We start from the raw sequence: 14,372 nt of genomic DNA, 5'->3' as shown, positions 1-14,372 counted from the left end.
GGCAGCAGTGGGAATCCTCGACAAATTCCGGCTGGACGGGAAGGTCGCGATCGTCACGGGCGCGTCCTCTGGTCTCGGCGTCGCGTTCGCCAAGGGACTCGCGGAAGCGGGCGCGGACATCGTGCTCGCGGCCCGTCGCGCGGACAAGCTGAAGGACACGGCCGCGCTCGTCGAGGCCACCGGGCAGCGCGCCCTGGTCGTGCAGGCCGACGTCTCGAAGCCCGAGGACTGCCGTGAGGTCGCGCGTGCGGCCGCCGAGTTCGGCACGGTCGCGGTGCTCGTGAACAACGCCGGTGTCGCGTCGGCCGTACCGGCGTCGCGCGAGACGCCGGAGGAGTTCCGCGGCGTCATGGACGTGAACCTCAACGGCGCCTACTGGATGGCGCAGGCCGCCGCCTCGGTCATGAAGTCCGGCGGCTCGATCATCAACATCTCCAGTGTCCTCGGCCTCGTGACCGGCGGCATCCCCCAGGCCGCGTACTCGGCGTCGAAGGCCGGTCTGCTCGGCCTGACGCGCGACCTCGCGCAGCAGTGGACCGGGCGCAAGGGCATCAGGGTCAACGCGATCTGTCCCGGGTTCTTCGAGTCGGAGATGACCGACCAGTACCCGCCGGGGTACCTGGAGAAGATCCAGGCGACGCTGCCATCCGGGCGAATCGGTGACCCGGAGGAGCTCGCTTCGGCCGTTCTCTTCCTGGCCTCGCCCGCAGGCGGTTACGTTACCGGCGAGACGCTCGTCGTCGACGGTGGTGCCGTGATCGTCTGACTCCAGGGGGAGCCGTGCGGGAGCCCGAGTTCAAGATCGTCGACCCGCGAAGACGGTTCCTGCTGTGGTTCGTGCCGCCGCTGGCGGTGTTCGTGTTCGGGCTGGTGACGTTGCTCGTCTCGGGGCACGTCACCGGCCCGTTCCGGTCTGTCACCGTCGTGCGGGCCCTCTTCGCCTCCAAGCGCGACTTCTTCCAGGACGAGCAGGTCAAGCGCATCCTGATGGCGCGCGGCTACCAGGTGCACGTGACGCCGATCGGGTCGCGGGACCTGGCGAACAAACCCGACCTCGACTCGTACCACTTCGTGTTCCCGTCCGGGCACGTGGCGAACGAGCACGTGAAGTCGCGCCGGGCCGGCAAGCACGTCGTGCCGTACCGGCCGTTCTTCACCCCGGTCGTGCTGGCGACGTTCCGCGAGTACGCCGAGGCGTTGAAGCGGGCGAACGTCGCGACGCCGTCCGACTCCAGCGAGAAGCCGCTCTACTACAACCTCGACATGGTCGCGTTCAAGGAACTGTCCGGGGACGAGCAGAAGGACCAGTGGAGTGAACTGGGCCTGAACAACGGCAACAAGGTGCTCGTGCAGTCGCCTGACCCGTGCAAGGCCTACTCGGGCGCGACCCTCGTCGGGTTCTTCGCCACGGCCTTCGGCGACGATCCACCGCAGACCGTCGAGGCCGCGGAGGAACTGGCGCGCAGGGTCAAACCGTTCATCGACGCGCAGGGCCAGGCCGGTGAGGACATGGCCCCCAAGTACTTCGTGCCGGAAGGCCGCACGCACGCCGTCATCGCGGTGATCTACGAGCACCAGTACATCGCGTACCAGTTGCGGCAGAAGAGCATCGACACCGAACGCGTGCTGCTCTACCCGAACAAGCAGCACCAGAGCACGCCCGAGCTGATCTCGTTCACGCCCGAGGGCGACCGCATCGGCGAGCTGATGATGAACGACCCCGAACTGCGTCAGCGCGCGGTCGAACTGGGCTTCCACTCGCTGGGGTGGAACGGGGAGACCGGCACGGACTTCGGCAGCCACATCGCCGGTCGCGGGCTGCCGGAGCCGCCGGCCGGTGAGAAGGGCAGGGTGCAACTGCCCAAGGCGGAACTCTTCGAGCACATGCTCGACGTCGTCGGCGACTGCAAATGAGGGCTCTGCTCGCGCTGCTGCTCCTGCTGACGGCGTGCACCTCGAGCACTCCGCCGCCGGTCCGGTTGAAGGTGCTGGCGAGTAGCGAGCTGGCCGATCTCGGCCCGGTGCTGGCGGAGCTGAAGAAGGCCACCGGGGTCGACCTCGCGGTGGAGCACCGCGGCACCGTCGAGGCCAGTGCGTCGCTCGCCGGGTTCGACCTGGCGTGGTTGTCCACCGCCCGGTTCCTGCGGCTGCGCGGTGCCGAACCGGAGCTGGCGTCGAGCATCATGACGTCCCCGGTGGTGCTCGGGGTGAAGCGGCCGAAACGGGCTGAGCTGGGCGAGCGACCCACGTGGGCGGACGTCGCGGACCAGGCGGCGCAGGGCCGGTTCCGCTACGGCATGGCCGATCCGCGGGTGTCCGGTGGCGGGATGGCCGCGTTGATCGGCGTGGCGACGGCGGCGGCGGGCACCGGTGCGCCGCTGCGGCCCGAGGACGTGAGTTGCGACCGCCTGCAGGGATTCCTCGCCGGACGGGCGTTCGACGTGCCGGACCCGGTCGCGGAGTTCGTCCGGCGGTCCGATGTGGACGGACTGGTCGCGCACGAGTCGGAACTGTTCTCCCTGAACGCTTCGGGTAGGTTGCAGGAGCCGCTGGAGATCGTCTACCCGCGGGACGGCATCGTCCTGTCGGACTACCCGTTGATGTTGCTGGATCCCGCGCACCGGGCCGCCTACGACCGCGTCGTCGAGTGGCTGCGTTCGCCCGCCGCACAACAGATGATCGCCGACCGCACCTGGCGCCGTCCGGTCGAACCCTCCGTGGTGCGCAACGAGAAGCTGAGCGCCGACCTCGGCACCGCGCTCTACTTCCCGGACAGCCCCGAGGTGATCGACCGGCTGCTGCTGTTCCACGATCGCGCGGGCGACGGCCGTCAGGTGGTCTTCGTGCTGGACTACTCGACGTCCATGCGCGGGGCGCGGCTCGCCGGCCTGCGTGAGGCGTTCGCGTCGCTCAACGGTTTCGACCGCTTCTACGTCGGCGAGACCGTGACGATCCTGCGGTTCGCGGGCACGGTGCTGGAGGAGCGTTCGATCACCGTGCGGGGCAAGGAGGACCTCGACGCGCTGCTGTCCGTCGTGGCGTCCGACGACCTTCAGGACAACACGGCGATCTGGGCCGCGCTGGACCGCGCGTTGCAACTGGCCCGCGGCGAGACGGCGGTCGTGCTGATGACCGACGGCGAGAACAACGCGGGCCCGTCGGTGGACGAGTTCCTGCGCGTGGGCAGGGGAGAGGTACCGGTGTTCCCGATCCGGTTCGGCGAGGCCTCGACGGCGGAGCTGGACCGGGTCGCGCAGGCGAGCGGCGGCCGTCTCGTGGAGGCGGGCGCGAAGTCGTTGCTGGAGGCGGTGAGGGAGATCCGTGGATGTCGATAGAACGCTCTGGTGGTCGGTCTCGTGGGGCTGGATCCTGCTGTGGGCGGCGACGCTCGTAGCCCTGGTCGTGGTCGTCGTGCTGGCGTGGCAGTGGATGCGCCGCCGCGAGCAGGAACCCGAGGTCCCCGGCCTGCTGTTCTACGTGCACGGCCAGCGAATGATCAACCTCTGCAAGGTCGGCCGCTACGACGACGCCGTCACCCGCCAGTTCGTCAAGCAGATCACCGTCACCAAGAACGGCAAGCTCCAGGTGGGCCCGAGCGAGTTCGGCATCGGCGTCGACGGCTCGGTGGTCGAGCAGAACACCGACACCTACGAGAAACCGGCCACGGAGATCGACGTGATCGGCGTGGTGCTGGCGGGCCTGCGCGCGGGCCACGGCGTGGTCGACGTCGACCTGACGACCGCCACCATCCGCGCGGACGACGCGTGGCGACGGTCCAAAGCCCGGCGCCTCAACGACATCCGCGACTACGTGTCGCTGCACGGCCGGTTCGAGGCCGCCGCGGGCCAGGACCCGGCGGTGCTGATCGCACCCGTCGGGGAGCACCGGGTGCGGGTGGAGTGCGACCGCGCAAGCCTGCGCGACACGCTGCCGCCGGGCCAGTTCAACGCGCGCTGCCTGGGCAAGGTCCAGTCGTGGAACGCCGCCACCGGGGAGATCGTGGTGCTGCCGGTCGTCGTATTCCAGTAGACGCGTGGGGGACGATCAGCGCGTGATCGTGCTGGATGAAGTCCTGGTGGTCGACGTGGAGTCGACGTGCTGGAAGGGGACGCCGCCGCCCGGCGAGATCTCGGAGATCATCGAGATCGGGATCTGCCCGCTCTCGGTGGCGACCGGGGTCCGGGGCGAGCGGCGCTCCGTGCTGGTGAGGCCTTCGCGGTCCACCGTCAGTCCGTTCTGCACCGAGCTGACGACGCTGACCGCCCCGCAGGTCGCGGACGGGGTCTCGTTCGCGGAGGCCTGTGCGGTGCTGCGCAAGGAGTTCCGGTCGGATCGCCGGGTGTGGGCCTCCTACGGTGACTACGACCGGAAGATGTTCGAACGGCAGTGTGCGGACTTCGGGGTCCGGTATCCGTTCGGGCCGCGGCACCTCAACGTCAAGACGTTGTTCGCGCTGGTGCACGCGTTGCCCCGGGAGGTCGGGATGGCCGAGGCGGTGCGGCTCGCCGGGGAGAGGATCGACGGCACGCACCACCGCGGTCACGACGACGCGTTCAACATCGCGGGCCTGCTGGCCGGGCTGCTGGCGAAGCGCTGATGGAGGAGCTGTTCAGAAGGTGATCACGTCGGCGCTGTCCGGGTTCGTCTTTCCCGCCAGCACCGCCTGCCACACGTTGACCAGCTCGTCCGGCCCGCTGTGGTGCACGACGCCGACCCAGCCACCGGCCTGAGCCGTGAAGCCCCGCCAGGCCTCACCGAACCGCTGAGCCAGCCCGTCAGAGCCCCAGTCGGCGGTGCGCTTGCGCAGTTGCTCCGGCGCGAAGAAGAACTCCGACCGCGGGTCCTGCGACGCCGTCTTGTGGGTCAGCCCGATCGAGATGTCCTTCACCAGCGACGAGCCCAGCCGGTCGTGCAGCGCCGAGCGCACCTCGGCCGACCCGCTGAAGTCCAGGTACACCGAAGGTTCGACGTCCACCGAAGCGTCGTAGGGGAGCACGGTGTCGTAGAGCCCGAGGCTCTCGGTGAATTCCACGTTGCGGGGCGAGGTCAGGCCCACGACCCGCACACCGGCGGAACGCAGGCACTGGGCGGTGCCGAACGCGGTCTTGCTGGAAGCGGAGGAGATGACGACCGTGCGGGCGCCGTGGAAGTCGTTGTCCACCAGTTGGTCGGCCAGCAGGAACGACGTCAGGAACAGCGGCCGGTACAGGACCTGCAAGTCTTCCAAAGACGCGTCGTAGGCCGGGTCCTGCGAGGTGACCAGGTAGCTGTTGTAGACGGCCGGCAGGTCGGCGCGGTGGTCGGCTGTGTCCACGAAACCGGAGGAGGTCAGTCGGGCGCGCACGACGAGGTGGCTCGCCATCGGCAGGTAGCCGTAGACGCGCGTGCCGGCGGGCAGTGCGTCCACAGTGGAGTCGACGACGTCGGCGAAGCCCCACACCGGGACCACGCCCTGGCCGTCGCCGCCGGCGGGGAAGAAGCGCCAGTAGCCGATGAGGTCGCCGATCACGCCGTACGTGACGTTGTTGGCGGTGAGGCCCACCCGGCTGACGCGGAGCAACACCTCGCAGTCCGACAGTTCGGCAAGCTCCGGACGTTCGTCGTGCAGCACTTCGGTTTCGGTGAGGTCGCCGCGGTCGACGACCACGGTCCAGCTGCTGATCATTGCCTGGATTCTCCTTGGTCGGGAGGTACGCTCCGAACGTGACCGTGCCTGAAAGACTGATCGACGCCGCCACCCGCCTGTTCGCGGACAAGGGGTACGAACGCGTCGCCGTGCAGGAGATCGTGGAGCACGCCGGTGTCACCAAAGGCGCTATGTACCACTACTTCGGGTCGAAGGACGACCTGCTGCACGAGATCTACGGGCGGTTGCTGCGCTTGCAGACCGAACACCTGGAGAAGATCGCGTCCAGCACCGGCCCGGTCACCGAACGGCTGCGCGAGGCCGCGATCGACGTCATCGTCACCAGCGTCGACGACTTCGACGCCGCGAAGGTGTTCTTCCGGTCGATGAACCACCTCTCGGAGGAGAAGCAGAGGGAGGTGCGGGCGGAACGGCGGCGCTACCACGAGAAGTTCCGCGGCCTGGTCGAGGAGGGGCAGGCGGACGGCACGTTCCGCGCCGACGTGCCCGCCGACGTGGCCACGTACTACTTCTTCGGCTCGTTGCACCAGCTCGGCACCTGGTACCGCCCGGACGGCGACATGCCGCCCGGACGGCTGGCCGAGCACTACGCGGACCTGCTGATCCACAGCCTCAGGCCCTGATCAGGGCACGATCACGCTGACGATCTCGGCGACGCACGCGGGCTTGTCACTACCCTCGATCTCGATGACGACCTTGGTCACGAGCTGCTTGCCCAGCGCGATGTCCGTGACGTCCAGCAGCTCGACCCCGCCGCGCACCCTGGCACCGACCAGCACCGGCTGCGGGAAGCGGACCTTGTTGCTGCCGTAGTTCACGCCCATCTTGATGTTCTTGACGGTGTAGACGTCCCGCACCAGGTACGGCACCAGCGACAACGTCAGGTAGCCGTGCGCCACCGGTCCGCCGAAGGGGCCCTTGGCGGCCTTCTCGACGTCGATGTGGATCCACTGGTGGTCCAGCGTCGCGTCGGCGAACAGGTTGACCTGCTCCTGCGTGACCTCGTGCCACTCGCCGAACCCCAGGTGCTCGCCCTTGGCGGCGACCAGCTCGTCGATGTTCTCGAAAGCGCGCATGGCCCTCAGTCCTTCGGTCCGCCGGCGACGTAGATGACCTGGCCGGACACGAACCCGGCACCCTCGCTCACGAGGAACGAGGCGGTGTGCGCGATGTCCTCCGGCTGGCCGACGCGCGCGACCGGGATCGCCTGCGCCGCACCGGTCAGGAAGTCGTCGAACGAGATCTTCATGCGCTCGGCGGTCGCCTTGGTCATCTCGGTGGCGATGAAACCGGGCGCGATCGCGTTGACCGTGACGCCGAACTTGCCGAGCTCGATCGCGAGGGTCTTCGTGAAGCCCTGCAGACCGGCCTTGGCGGCGGAGTAGTTCGCCTGGCCGCGGTTGCCGAGAGCGCTCGTGCTCGACAGGTTGACGACGCGGCCGAAGCCTTCCTTCGTCTGGTACGCCTGCACGGCCTTGCTCATCAGGAAAGCGCCGCGCAGGTGCACGTTCATGACCGTGTCCCAGTCGCTCGCGGTCATCTTGAACAGCAGGTTGTCGCGCAGCACGCCCGCGTTGTTGATCAGCACCGTCGGTGCGCCGAGCTCCTCGGCGACCTTCGTGACCGCGGCGTTGACCTGCTCCTCGTCCGCCACGTCGACCTTGAGGCCGATGGCGCGCCCACCGCTCGCGACGATCTTGTCGGCGCCGTCGAGCACGCCCTGCTCGTCGAGGTCGAGCAACGCGACGGCCAGGCCGTCCGCGGCGAGGCGCTGCGCGACCGCGGCGCCGATGCCACGAGCCGCGCCGGTGACGATCGCAACCCTGTCGGCCACGGGTCCTCCTTCGATTTCGGTGAGAGGTGGTGAGCTAAGCAAGCGCTTAGTAACGTACCTATCAGTCCGCTTGACGTCCAGGTCTGTGCGGACGACCATACCGACTGGTCGGAATGTGGCAATTCGAGGAGGCAGGTGCCCGTGGACTTCACCGGCAAGGTCGCGCTCATCACCGGCGGATCCAACGGCATCGGCGCCGCGTCCGCCCGGCGTCTGGCGTCGCTCGGCGTGCGCGTCGTCGTGGCTGACGTGGACGCCGACCAGGGCAAAGCCGTTGCCGATGAGATCGGCGGCGTGTTCGTGCGGTGCGACGTGACCGTCGCTTCGGACTCGGCCGAGGCTGTCGCGCTCGCGGTGCGCGAGTTCGGCGGGCTCGACATCGCCTTCTTGAACGCCGGCATCGGCACCGGGTGCTCGTTGGGCGACGACTTCGACGTCGAGACGTACCGCCGTGCGATGGCCATCAACCTCGATGGTGTCGTCTATGGCGCGCACTACGCGTTGCCCGAGGTGCGCAAGCGCGGCGGACAGATCATCGCCACGGCCTCGATGGCCGGATTGATGGCGATGCCCGGCGACCCCGTGTACGGCGCCAACAAGGCCGCTGTCGTGGGCCTCGTGCGTTCGCTCGGTGGCGCTTACCCCGACGTGCGCGTGAACGCGCTGTGCCCCGGCTTCGCCGACACCAACATCATCGTGCCGCTGCGGTCGACGCTGGAGGAGATCGGCATGCCGATCATCCCGGTGACCGACGTCGTGGACGGCTTCATGTCCATTGTGGAGGGTTCGGGGACGGGCGAGGCCTGGTTCGTGCAGGCCGGTCGCCCATCGGAGCCGTTCGGGTTCCGCAACCCGCCCGGGCCTCGCAACGCCGACGGCTCGCGCATCGGCGCCGCCTCCCTGGACCCCGTTTCCATCGCGCTTGAGGAGAACTGATCGTGCGTGCCATCCAGATCACCGAGTTCGGCGGGCCCGAGGTCCTTCAGCAGGTGGAACTGCCCGACCCCGTAGCCGGTGAGGGGGAGGTGCTGATCAACGTCTCGCGTGCCGGACTGAACTACGCGGACACGCACCAGGCCGAGAACTCCTACCTCGCGAAGATGGACCTGCCACTGGTGCCCGGCGGCGAGGTCGTCGGCACGACCGAGGACGGGCGCCGCGTCGTCGCGCTGACCAAGAACTCCGGCGGATACGCGCAGAAGGCCGTCGCGCCTGCGTTGACGACCTTCGACGTTCCCGAGGGCGTCGACGACCTGACCGCGCTGTCGTTGATCGTCCAGGGCGCCACCGCCTGGCTGCTGCTGCGCAAGTCGACCCACATGGAGCCCGGTGAGTCGGTCGTCGTGCACGCCGCCGCCGGTGGCGTGGGGACGATCGCCGTGCAGCTGGCCAAGCTGTGGGGCGCCGGGCGGGTCATCGCCACCGCGTCGTCCGAGGACAAGCGGAAGCTGGCGCTCGACCTCGGCGCGGACGTCGCGATCGACTCCCGCTCCGAGGACATGACCGCCGCGCTGAAGGAAGCCAACGGTGGCCGGCGCGTGGACGTCGTTCTGGACATGACTGGAGGTACCACCACTGACCAGTCGCTGGTCGCGCTGGCTCCGTTCGGGCGGCTTGCGTTTTATGGCATGGCCTCGCGGGAGAGGCCGAAGCCGGTTGACCTCGGAGCGCTGCTGGTGCACTCCACGGCCGTTGCGGGCATGTGGCTGCCGCACGCCCTGAAGGTCCGGGACGCCGAGCACGGGACGCTGGCGCATCGGGCCATGGCCGAACTGTTCCAGCTCGTCGTCGACGGCAAGCTGAAGGCCGTTCCCGGCGGTGAGTACGGGCTCGGCGAGGTGCGGCAGGCGCACGAGGACCTGCGCTCCCGCAAGACCTCCGGGAAGCTCGTGCTCGACCCGTCGCGCTAGTCCAGGACACGCGAAAGGGCGGCCCGCACGCGGGCCGCCCTTTCGACGTCGTGCTGTCCTACTCGGAGAGCTCCGCCAGCTGGGCCTTCACCTTGGCCAGCTCGGCCTCCAGCTCCTCCATGCGGGTGCGGTGCTGGTCGCGCGCCGCCTCCAGCACCGACTCGATGCCGTTGGCGATGTCCTCGTGCAGCTCCTTTGCCGCCTTGGCCACCGCGATGGCCGGGATGACCAGGCCCGACACGACGCGCTGCGTGCCGTGGACCAGGTCGGCCTGCCACTCGCCCTCGGCGGTGCCGGTGACGGTGAGCGTGAGCTCCACGGTGCGAGTCTTCTTCGCCGTGCTCTTCGGCCGGCCGGCCTTCGGCTTCTCAGCCTTGGGGGCCTCTGCCTTCGGAGCCTCGGCGGGCTTGGGAGCCTCGACGGGCTTCGGGGCCTCGGCCTCGGGGGCCGCCGTCTCCACGACGGTCTCCTCGACTGCCTGCACCTCGGTGAGCGTGTCCGACACGATCAGGTTCCTCTCTGCGCAACGACGTGACCCCGCGCACAGCATAGAACACTTGTTCGATCAGCCGTGAAAGGGGTCAGCGCAGAGCCTATTGACTTGCTCCTCAGCTTCAGAACCGGGGTTTCCCGCTCGGCTCTGTCGCGTTCGGGTGCTTCCTGGTTCATCGCCCTGTGCCGTTCCCTGACGGGTGGTCTTACCTGGGCTCCGCAGGCGTTTAGTCTCTCCGCCCGCCCGGCGGCGAGGATGTTGCGGGCCGCGTTGTAGTCCCGATCATGCGTAGCGCCACAGGTCGGGCACATCCAGTTGCGGACGTTCAGCGGCATGTCGCCTGCGATGTACCCGCAGTCGGAGCATGTCTTCGACGTGGGCAACCAGCGTGAAACCTTGGCGACGGTCCGGCCGTACTTTTTTGCCTTGTCCTCGATCAACTGGACGAACTGGGCCCAACCGGCATCGTGAACGGCGCGCGCCAACCGATGGTTTCTGGCCATTCCCGCGACGTTCAGGTCCTCGACGTAGACCGCTTGGTTCTCGCGAATCAACCCGAGGGCCTGCTTGTGGTGATGGTCCAGCCTGGCCCGAGCAACCTTGCAGTGCAGGGCGGCCACCTTGCGGCGCGCCTTCTCCCGGTTCTTGCTTCCTTTGGCTCGGCGAGTCCTCGCCTGTTCGAGTCGGCGCAGTTTGCGGAGTTTGTGGCGCAGGCTTCGAAGATTGGTGATGTCGATGCGGTGACCTGCTGTGGTCGCGACCACAGCCAACCGGATGATCCCCAGGTCGATGCCGGCCTCGTGTGCGATCGGTGCCAGCGGAGTCGGTTCGACCTCGACCACAAAACTGGCGTAGTAGTGGCCGTCCGGTTCGCGGATGATCGTGACCGATGAAGGTTCGGATGGTAGCTCGCGGGACCAGCGGACCCGCATGTCGCCGATCTTGGCGAGGTGGATCTGTCCACTCGGCCTGATCGTGAAACCGTTGCGGGTCAGCCGGAACGACTGACGGTTGTCCTTGCGGGACTTGAACCGAGGCTTGCCGACCTTCCGGCCGCGGCGCGTGCCGGCGGCCGACTCGAAGTAGTTCTGGTAGGCCCGGTGCGCGTCGCGCACCGACTGCACCAGGGCGACACTCGCCACTTCCGCAAGCCACGCCCGATCACCTCGGGTCTTGGCCTCGGTGATCACCCGGCGCTGTACCTCTGTCGGCGTCAGTTCGACCCCGGTGCGGTACGCCGCTTCCCTGCAGCGGACGGCGTCGTTGAACACCGTCCGCACACAGCCGAACGTGCGAGCCAGCATCTCCCGCTGTGCGACAGCGGGTTCGATCCGGTAGCGATATCTGGCCAGCACGGACACAACTCCATCGAACACGCGTTCGGCATCGTCAGTACGGCGGGAGCTGCACGCGCCACTGCCGTTCGACGTCTATGACGCCGGGTACTGCCTGCAGGGCCGGGATGGCCCTGACCTCGGCGGTGCCGGTCACGACGCCCAGCGCTGTCAGGACCGTGTCGACCACCAGGCCCGCCTCCCGCAGGTCGTCGAGGACCCGCGGGAGGCTGCCGTCCGTCACGGAGACCATCACCTGGTCCACCGAAGCGGTCATGGCGCCTGGACGAGTCCGGAGCCGATGTCGGTGGACGGCAGGGGGAGGCGCAGTGCGGTGCCGACCAGGCGTGCCCACAGCTCGTAGCCTCGTGCGCCGGTCTTCTCCGCGATCAGCACCGCCACGCCCGCCACGTGCGGCGTCGCCATCGACGTGCCGCGCAGGCGGGAGTACTTCTGCGGGAGCTTGAACGACGAGTACACGTCGACGCCCGGTCCGCAGACGTCGACCTGGCCGATCTTGTCCGCCGAGCCCGAGGAGAACGACGCGATCGCGCGGAGCACGTCGATCGCCGCCACCGCGATGATGCTGGGGCAACGGGCCGGGTGGCCCACCGGCGCGACGCGGGCCGGGCGCGAGGACGCGTTGCCCGCCGCGGCGATGATCAGCGTGCCCTTGGCCAGGGCGCGCTGGGCGACGGTCTCGTAGATCTGCGAGTACGGCGTGTTCACCGGGACGTCGGCGCCCAGGGACATCGAGATGATCGCGCAACCGTTCGAGACCGCCCAGTCGATGCCGCCGAGGATGCCGCCGTCGGAGCCGGAGCCCGCGTTCGACAGGACCTTGCCCGCGAAGATCTCGGCCTCGTGCGCGACGCCGTAACCGGGCAGGGTGGCGGGCTTGCGCGGGCCCGCGGACGTGCCGATGCAGTGCGTGCCGTGGCCGTGGCCGTCCTGCACGTCCTCGCCGGTGATGAACGACTTCGTGGTGATCGCGCGGCCCGTGAAGTCCGGGTGGTTCTTCTCCCAGCCGGTGTCCAGGACCGCGATCTTGATGCCCTTGCCGGTGGCCGTGCTGACGTCCGCGCCGACCGCCTGCAGCCCCCAGGTCAGCACGGACTCGTCGACGGCCTGCACCTCGGCCTCCGCGGCCGGTGCGGCGTCGTCCTGGAACACGTGCACGACACGTTCCGGTTCGACGATCTGGACCGGGCCGGGCCGGTCGGCCGCGCCGTTCAGCTCGCGCAGCAGGTTCGGGTCGCCGGACACCACGGCGACGCCGAGCTCCGGGAACACCTGCAGCGTGTCCGAGCCGATCTCACCGGTGTTCGGGTTGAACCCGGCGATCGCACCGAGTTCGGCCAGCCCCTCTTCGACGGCGTCCTCCTGCAGCAGTACCAGGAATCGGCCGGTGGTCTCCACTTCCGCGGGTTCGGTCATGACGCTTCGCCCCTACTCTCCGTCTAGCCCTCACTAGAGAGTCGTCACATCGGGGCAGTTGTTTCAGGCCATTTGCCGTCTGCGCTGAAAGAATTCACCGATTGGCTCAACGTACTTGGCCGCGATGGGCCCGAGGATCGCCATGAGCAGCACGTACGCGGTCGCGAGCGCCGCCAGGTCGTTGTGCACCTGACCAGACGCCACGGCCAGGCCGGCGATGACGATGGAGAACTCTCCGCGCGCCACCAATGCGACCCCCGCACGCATGCGGCCCATCTTCCCGATGCCCTGACGACGCGCCGCCCACCAGCCCGTGAAGACCTTCGTGGCCGTCGTGACGGCGGCCAGCGCCACCGCGATCGCGAGCACGGGCGGGATCGAGCGCGGGTCGGTGTTCAGGCCGAACACCACGAAGAACATCGCGGCGAAGAGGTCGCGGAGCGGTTCGAGCAGGCGCGTCGCGTTCTCGGCCGTCGACCCGGAGATCGCGATGCCGAGCAGGAACGCGCCGACCGCCGCCGAGACCTGCAGCTGCGAGGCGATGCCCGCGACGAGCAGCGCCGAACCGAGCAGCTTGAGCAGGAACACCTCGTGGTCCGGACTGTCCACAATGGCCGAGATGAAACGGCCGTACTTCAACGCCACCACCAGGACGACGGTGATCGCGAGCAACGAGATGCCGACCGACGTGAGCCCGCCCCAGAAGCTGACGCCCGCCAGCACCGCCGTCAGCACCGGCAGGTACACGGCCATCGCCAGGTCCTCGAACACGAGCACGGACAGCACGACCGGCGTCTCGCGGTTACCCAGCCGCCCCAGATCGCCCAGGACCTTCGCCACGATGCCCGACGACGAGATGTACGTGACGCCCGCCATCGCGAGCGCGCCGACCGTCCCCCAGCCGAGCAGGTACGCCGCGATCGCACCCGGTGCCGCGTTGAGCACCAGGTCGAGCACACCCGCCATCCAGGACTTCTTCAGCCCGGTGGTGAGCTCGGAGGCCGAGTACTCGAGGCCGAGCAGGAGGAGCAGCAGCACGACGCCGATCTCGCTGGCGAGGTGGGTGAACTCCTCGATGCCGTGTAACGGGATCAATCCGCCCTCGCCGAACGCGAGCCCGCCGATCAGGTAGAGCGGGATCGGGGAGATGCCGGCACGCCGAGCCACTCGACCCAGCAGACCGAGGCCGAAGAAGACCGCGCCGAGCTGGATCATTGCAATTGTCGTCTCATGCACAGTGCTTAACCGCCGTGGAAGATCTCAGCGGCGGCGTCGAGGCCGTCCGCGGTACCGACGACGACCGCGAGGTCACCGTTTTCGAAGATGAAGTCGGGGCCGGGCGACGGGTGAGCGTTGCCGGAGCGCACGACTGCCACGATGGACGCACCGGTCCGCGTGCGCAGGGCGGTCTCGCCGAGGGTGTGGTTCACGAACGCCGTCACCGGGAGCTGCCGCGTCGTGATGCCCGCGATGTCCCGGGTCTCCTCGCGCAGGTGGGCGACGAGCTGCGGCGCGCCGAGCAGGCCCGCGAGCGTGTTCGCCTCTTCCGGTGACAGGGGTATCGAGGCGGCGCAGGAGTCGGGATCCGTCGCTTTGGACAGGATCAGCTCGAACCGGCCGTCCCGGTACGTGATCACGCCGACTCGGCGTCCGGCGCGGATGGTGAAGTCCTGACGCGTCCCGATGCCCGGCAGGGGCGTGATCTCTACGTTCACAC

Annotated in this window: 17 protein-coding genes; 8 read left to right on the top strand and 9 right to left on the bottom strand. The window is 68.6% G+C overall.

Annotated features, from left to right (window positions below; genetic code table 11):
* The first annotated feature begins 7 nt into the window (after nucleotides 1–7).
* From PV646_RS33905 to PV646_RS33885, 5 genes are read left to right on the top strand one after another with little or no spacing between them, the layout of a single operon-like run.
* Nucleotides 8–766, top strand: a complete 759-nt coding sequence (locus PV646_RS33905) for an SDR family NAD(P)-dependent oxidoreductase (protein ID WP_382431409.1) — start codon at nucleotides 8–10, stop codon at nucleotides 764–766.
* Between the two features lie 14 nt (nucleotides 767–780).
* Entirely contained in the window at nucleotides 781–1,914 is a 1,134-nt protein-coding gene (locus PV646_RS33900) for a hypothetical protein (protein WP_500346379.1), read from the top strand.
* A complete protein-coding gene (locus tag PV646_RS33895) occupies nucleotides 1,911–3,335 on the top strand; it encodes a substrate-binding domain-containing protein (protein WP_500346378.1) in 1,425 nt (474 codons plus the stop codon). The genes PV646_RS33900 and PV646_RS33895 overlap by 4 nt, the downstream gene beginning before the upstream one ends.
* The gene (locus tag PV646_RS33890; RefSeq protein ID WP_500346377.1) at nucleotides 3,322–4,029 is read left to right on the top strand and encodes a hypothetical protein; all 708 of its coding nucleotides are present in this window, start codon (nucleotides 3,322–3,324) and stop codon (nucleotides 4,027–4,029) included. The genes PV646_RS33895 and PV646_RS33890 overlap by 14 nt, the downstream gene beginning before the upstream one ends.
* A 22-nt stretch (nucleotides 4,030–4,051) precedes the next feature.
* Entirely contained in the window at nucleotides 4,052–4,597 is a 546-nt protein-coding gene (locus PV646_RS33885; protein WP_500346376.1) for a 3'-5' exonuclease, read from the top strand.
* A gap of 12 nt (nucleotides 4,598–4,609) precedes the next feature.
* Here the strand turns inward: PV646_RS33885 and PV646_RS33880 are convergent, their stop codons facing one another.
* Nucleotides 4,610–5,665: a DUF2855 family protein gene (locus PV646_RS33880; protein WP_500346375.1), complete on the bottom strand. Its 1,056-nt coding sequence runs from the start codon at nucleotides 5,663–5,665 to the stop codon at nucleotides 4,610–4,612.
* 38 nt (nucleotides 5,666–5,703) lie between these two features.
* Between PV646_RS33880 and PV646_RS33875 the strand changes: the two genes are divergently transcribed.
* Nucleotides 5,704–6,270, top strand: coding sequence for a TetR/AcrR family transcriptional regulator (locus tag PV646_RS33875; RefSeq protein WP_500346374.1), 567 nt, complete (start codon nucleotides 5,704–5,706; stop codon nucleotides 6,268–6,270).
* Here the strand turns inward: PV646_RS33875 and PV646_RS33870 are convergent, their stop codons facing one another.
* Both PV646_RS33870 and PV646_RS33865 read right to left on the bottom strand, forming a co-directional pair.
* The gene (locus PV646_RS33870; RefSeq protein ID WP_500346373.1) at nucleotides 6,271–6,723 is read right to left on the bottom strand and encodes a MaoC family dehydratase; all 453 of its coding nucleotides are present in this window, start codon (nucleotides 6,721–6,723) and stop codon (nucleotides 6,271–6,273) included.
* A 5-nt stretch (nucleotides 6,724–6,728) separates the two neighbouring features.
* Nucleotides 6,729–7,481 (bottom strand): SDR family oxidoreductase, encoded by a 753-nt coding sequence (locus PV646_RS33865; protein ID WP_500346372.1) that lies wholly within the window; start codon nucleotides 7,479–7,481, stop codon nucleotides 6,729–6,731.
* A gap of 135 nt (nucleotides 7,482–7,616) precedes the next feature.
* Here PV646_RS33865 and PV646_RS33860 point away from each other — a divergent pair, with 135 nt between their 5' ends.
* Nucleotides 7,617–8,417 carry an SDR family NAD(P)-dependent oxidoreductase gene (locus tag PV646_RS33860; protein WP_500346371.1) on the top strand — a complete coding sequence of 267 codons (801 nt, stop codon included), beginning with the start codon at nucleotides 7,617–7,619 and terminating at the stop codon, nucleotides 8,415–8,417.
* A gap of 2 nt (nucleotides 8,418–8,419) precedes the next feature.
* Nucleotides 8,420–9,391: a quinone oxidoreductase family protein gene (locus tag PV646_RS33855; protein ID WP_500346370.1), complete on the top strand. Its 972-nt coding sequence runs from the start codon at nucleotides 8,420–8,422 to the stop codon at nucleotides 9,389–9,391.
* Between the two features lie 58 nt (nucleotides 9,392–9,449).
* On the opposite strand, the gene PV646_RS33850 is transcribed toward PV646_RS33855, so the two are convergent.
* From PV646_RS33850 to PV646_RS33825, 6 genes are all read right to left on the bottom strand, one after another.
* Complete coding sequence (locus tag PV646_RS33850; RefSeq protein WP_500346369.1) at nucleotides 9,450–9,896, bottom strand: DUF6319 family protein; 447 nt, start codon at nucleotides 9,894–9,896, stop codon at nucleotides 9,450–9,452.
* Between the two features lie 2 nt (nucleotides 9,897–9,898).
* Complete coding sequence (locus PV646_RS33845; RefSeq protein ID WP_500346368.1) at nucleotides 9,899–11,245, bottom strand: RNA-guided endonuclease InsQ/TnpB family protein; 1,347 nt, start codon at nucleotides 11,243–11,245, stop codon at nucleotides 9,899–9,901.
* Between the two features lie 28 nt (nucleotides 11,246–11,273).
* Nucleotides 11,274–11,495, bottom strand: coding sequence for a hypothetical protein (locus PV646_RS33840; protein WP_500346367.1), 222 nt, complete (start codon nucleotides 11,493–11,495; stop codon nucleotides 11,274–11,276).
* Nucleotides 11,492–12,655 (bottom strand): S8 family peptidase, encoded by a 1,164-nt coding sequence (locus tag PV646_RS33835; protein WP_500346366.1) that lies wholly within the window; start codon nucleotides 12,653–12,655, stop codon nucleotides 11,492–11,494. Before PV646_RS33835 ends, PV646_RS33840 begins: the two co-directional genes overlap by 4 nt.
* A 63-nt stretch (nucleotides 12,656–12,718) precedes the next feature.
* Complete coding sequence (locus PV646_RS33830; RefSeq protein ID WP_500346365.1) at nucleotides 12,719–13,891, bottom strand: cation:proton antiporter; 1,173 nt, start codon at nucleotides 13,889–13,891, stop codon at nucleotides 12,719–12,721.
* 5 nt (nucleotides 13,892–13,896) lie between these two features.
* The gene (locus tag PV646_RS33825) at nucleotides 13,897–14,370 is read right to left on the bottom strand and encodes a cation:proton antiporter regulatory subunit (RefSeq protein WP_500346364.1); all 474 of its coding nucleotides are present in this window, start codon (nucleotides 14,368–14,370) and stop codon (nucleotides 13,897–13,899) included.
* Between the last annotated feature and the right edge of the window lie 2 nt (nucleotides 14,371–14,372).

It is taken from the genome of Streptomyces sp. ID05-26A (assembly GCF_033794685.1).
GTDB lineage: Bacteria > Actinomycetota > Actinomycetes > Mycobacteriales > Pseudonocardiaceae > Lentzea.
This window is presented reverse-complemented; position numbering and strand designations above follow the sequence as displayed.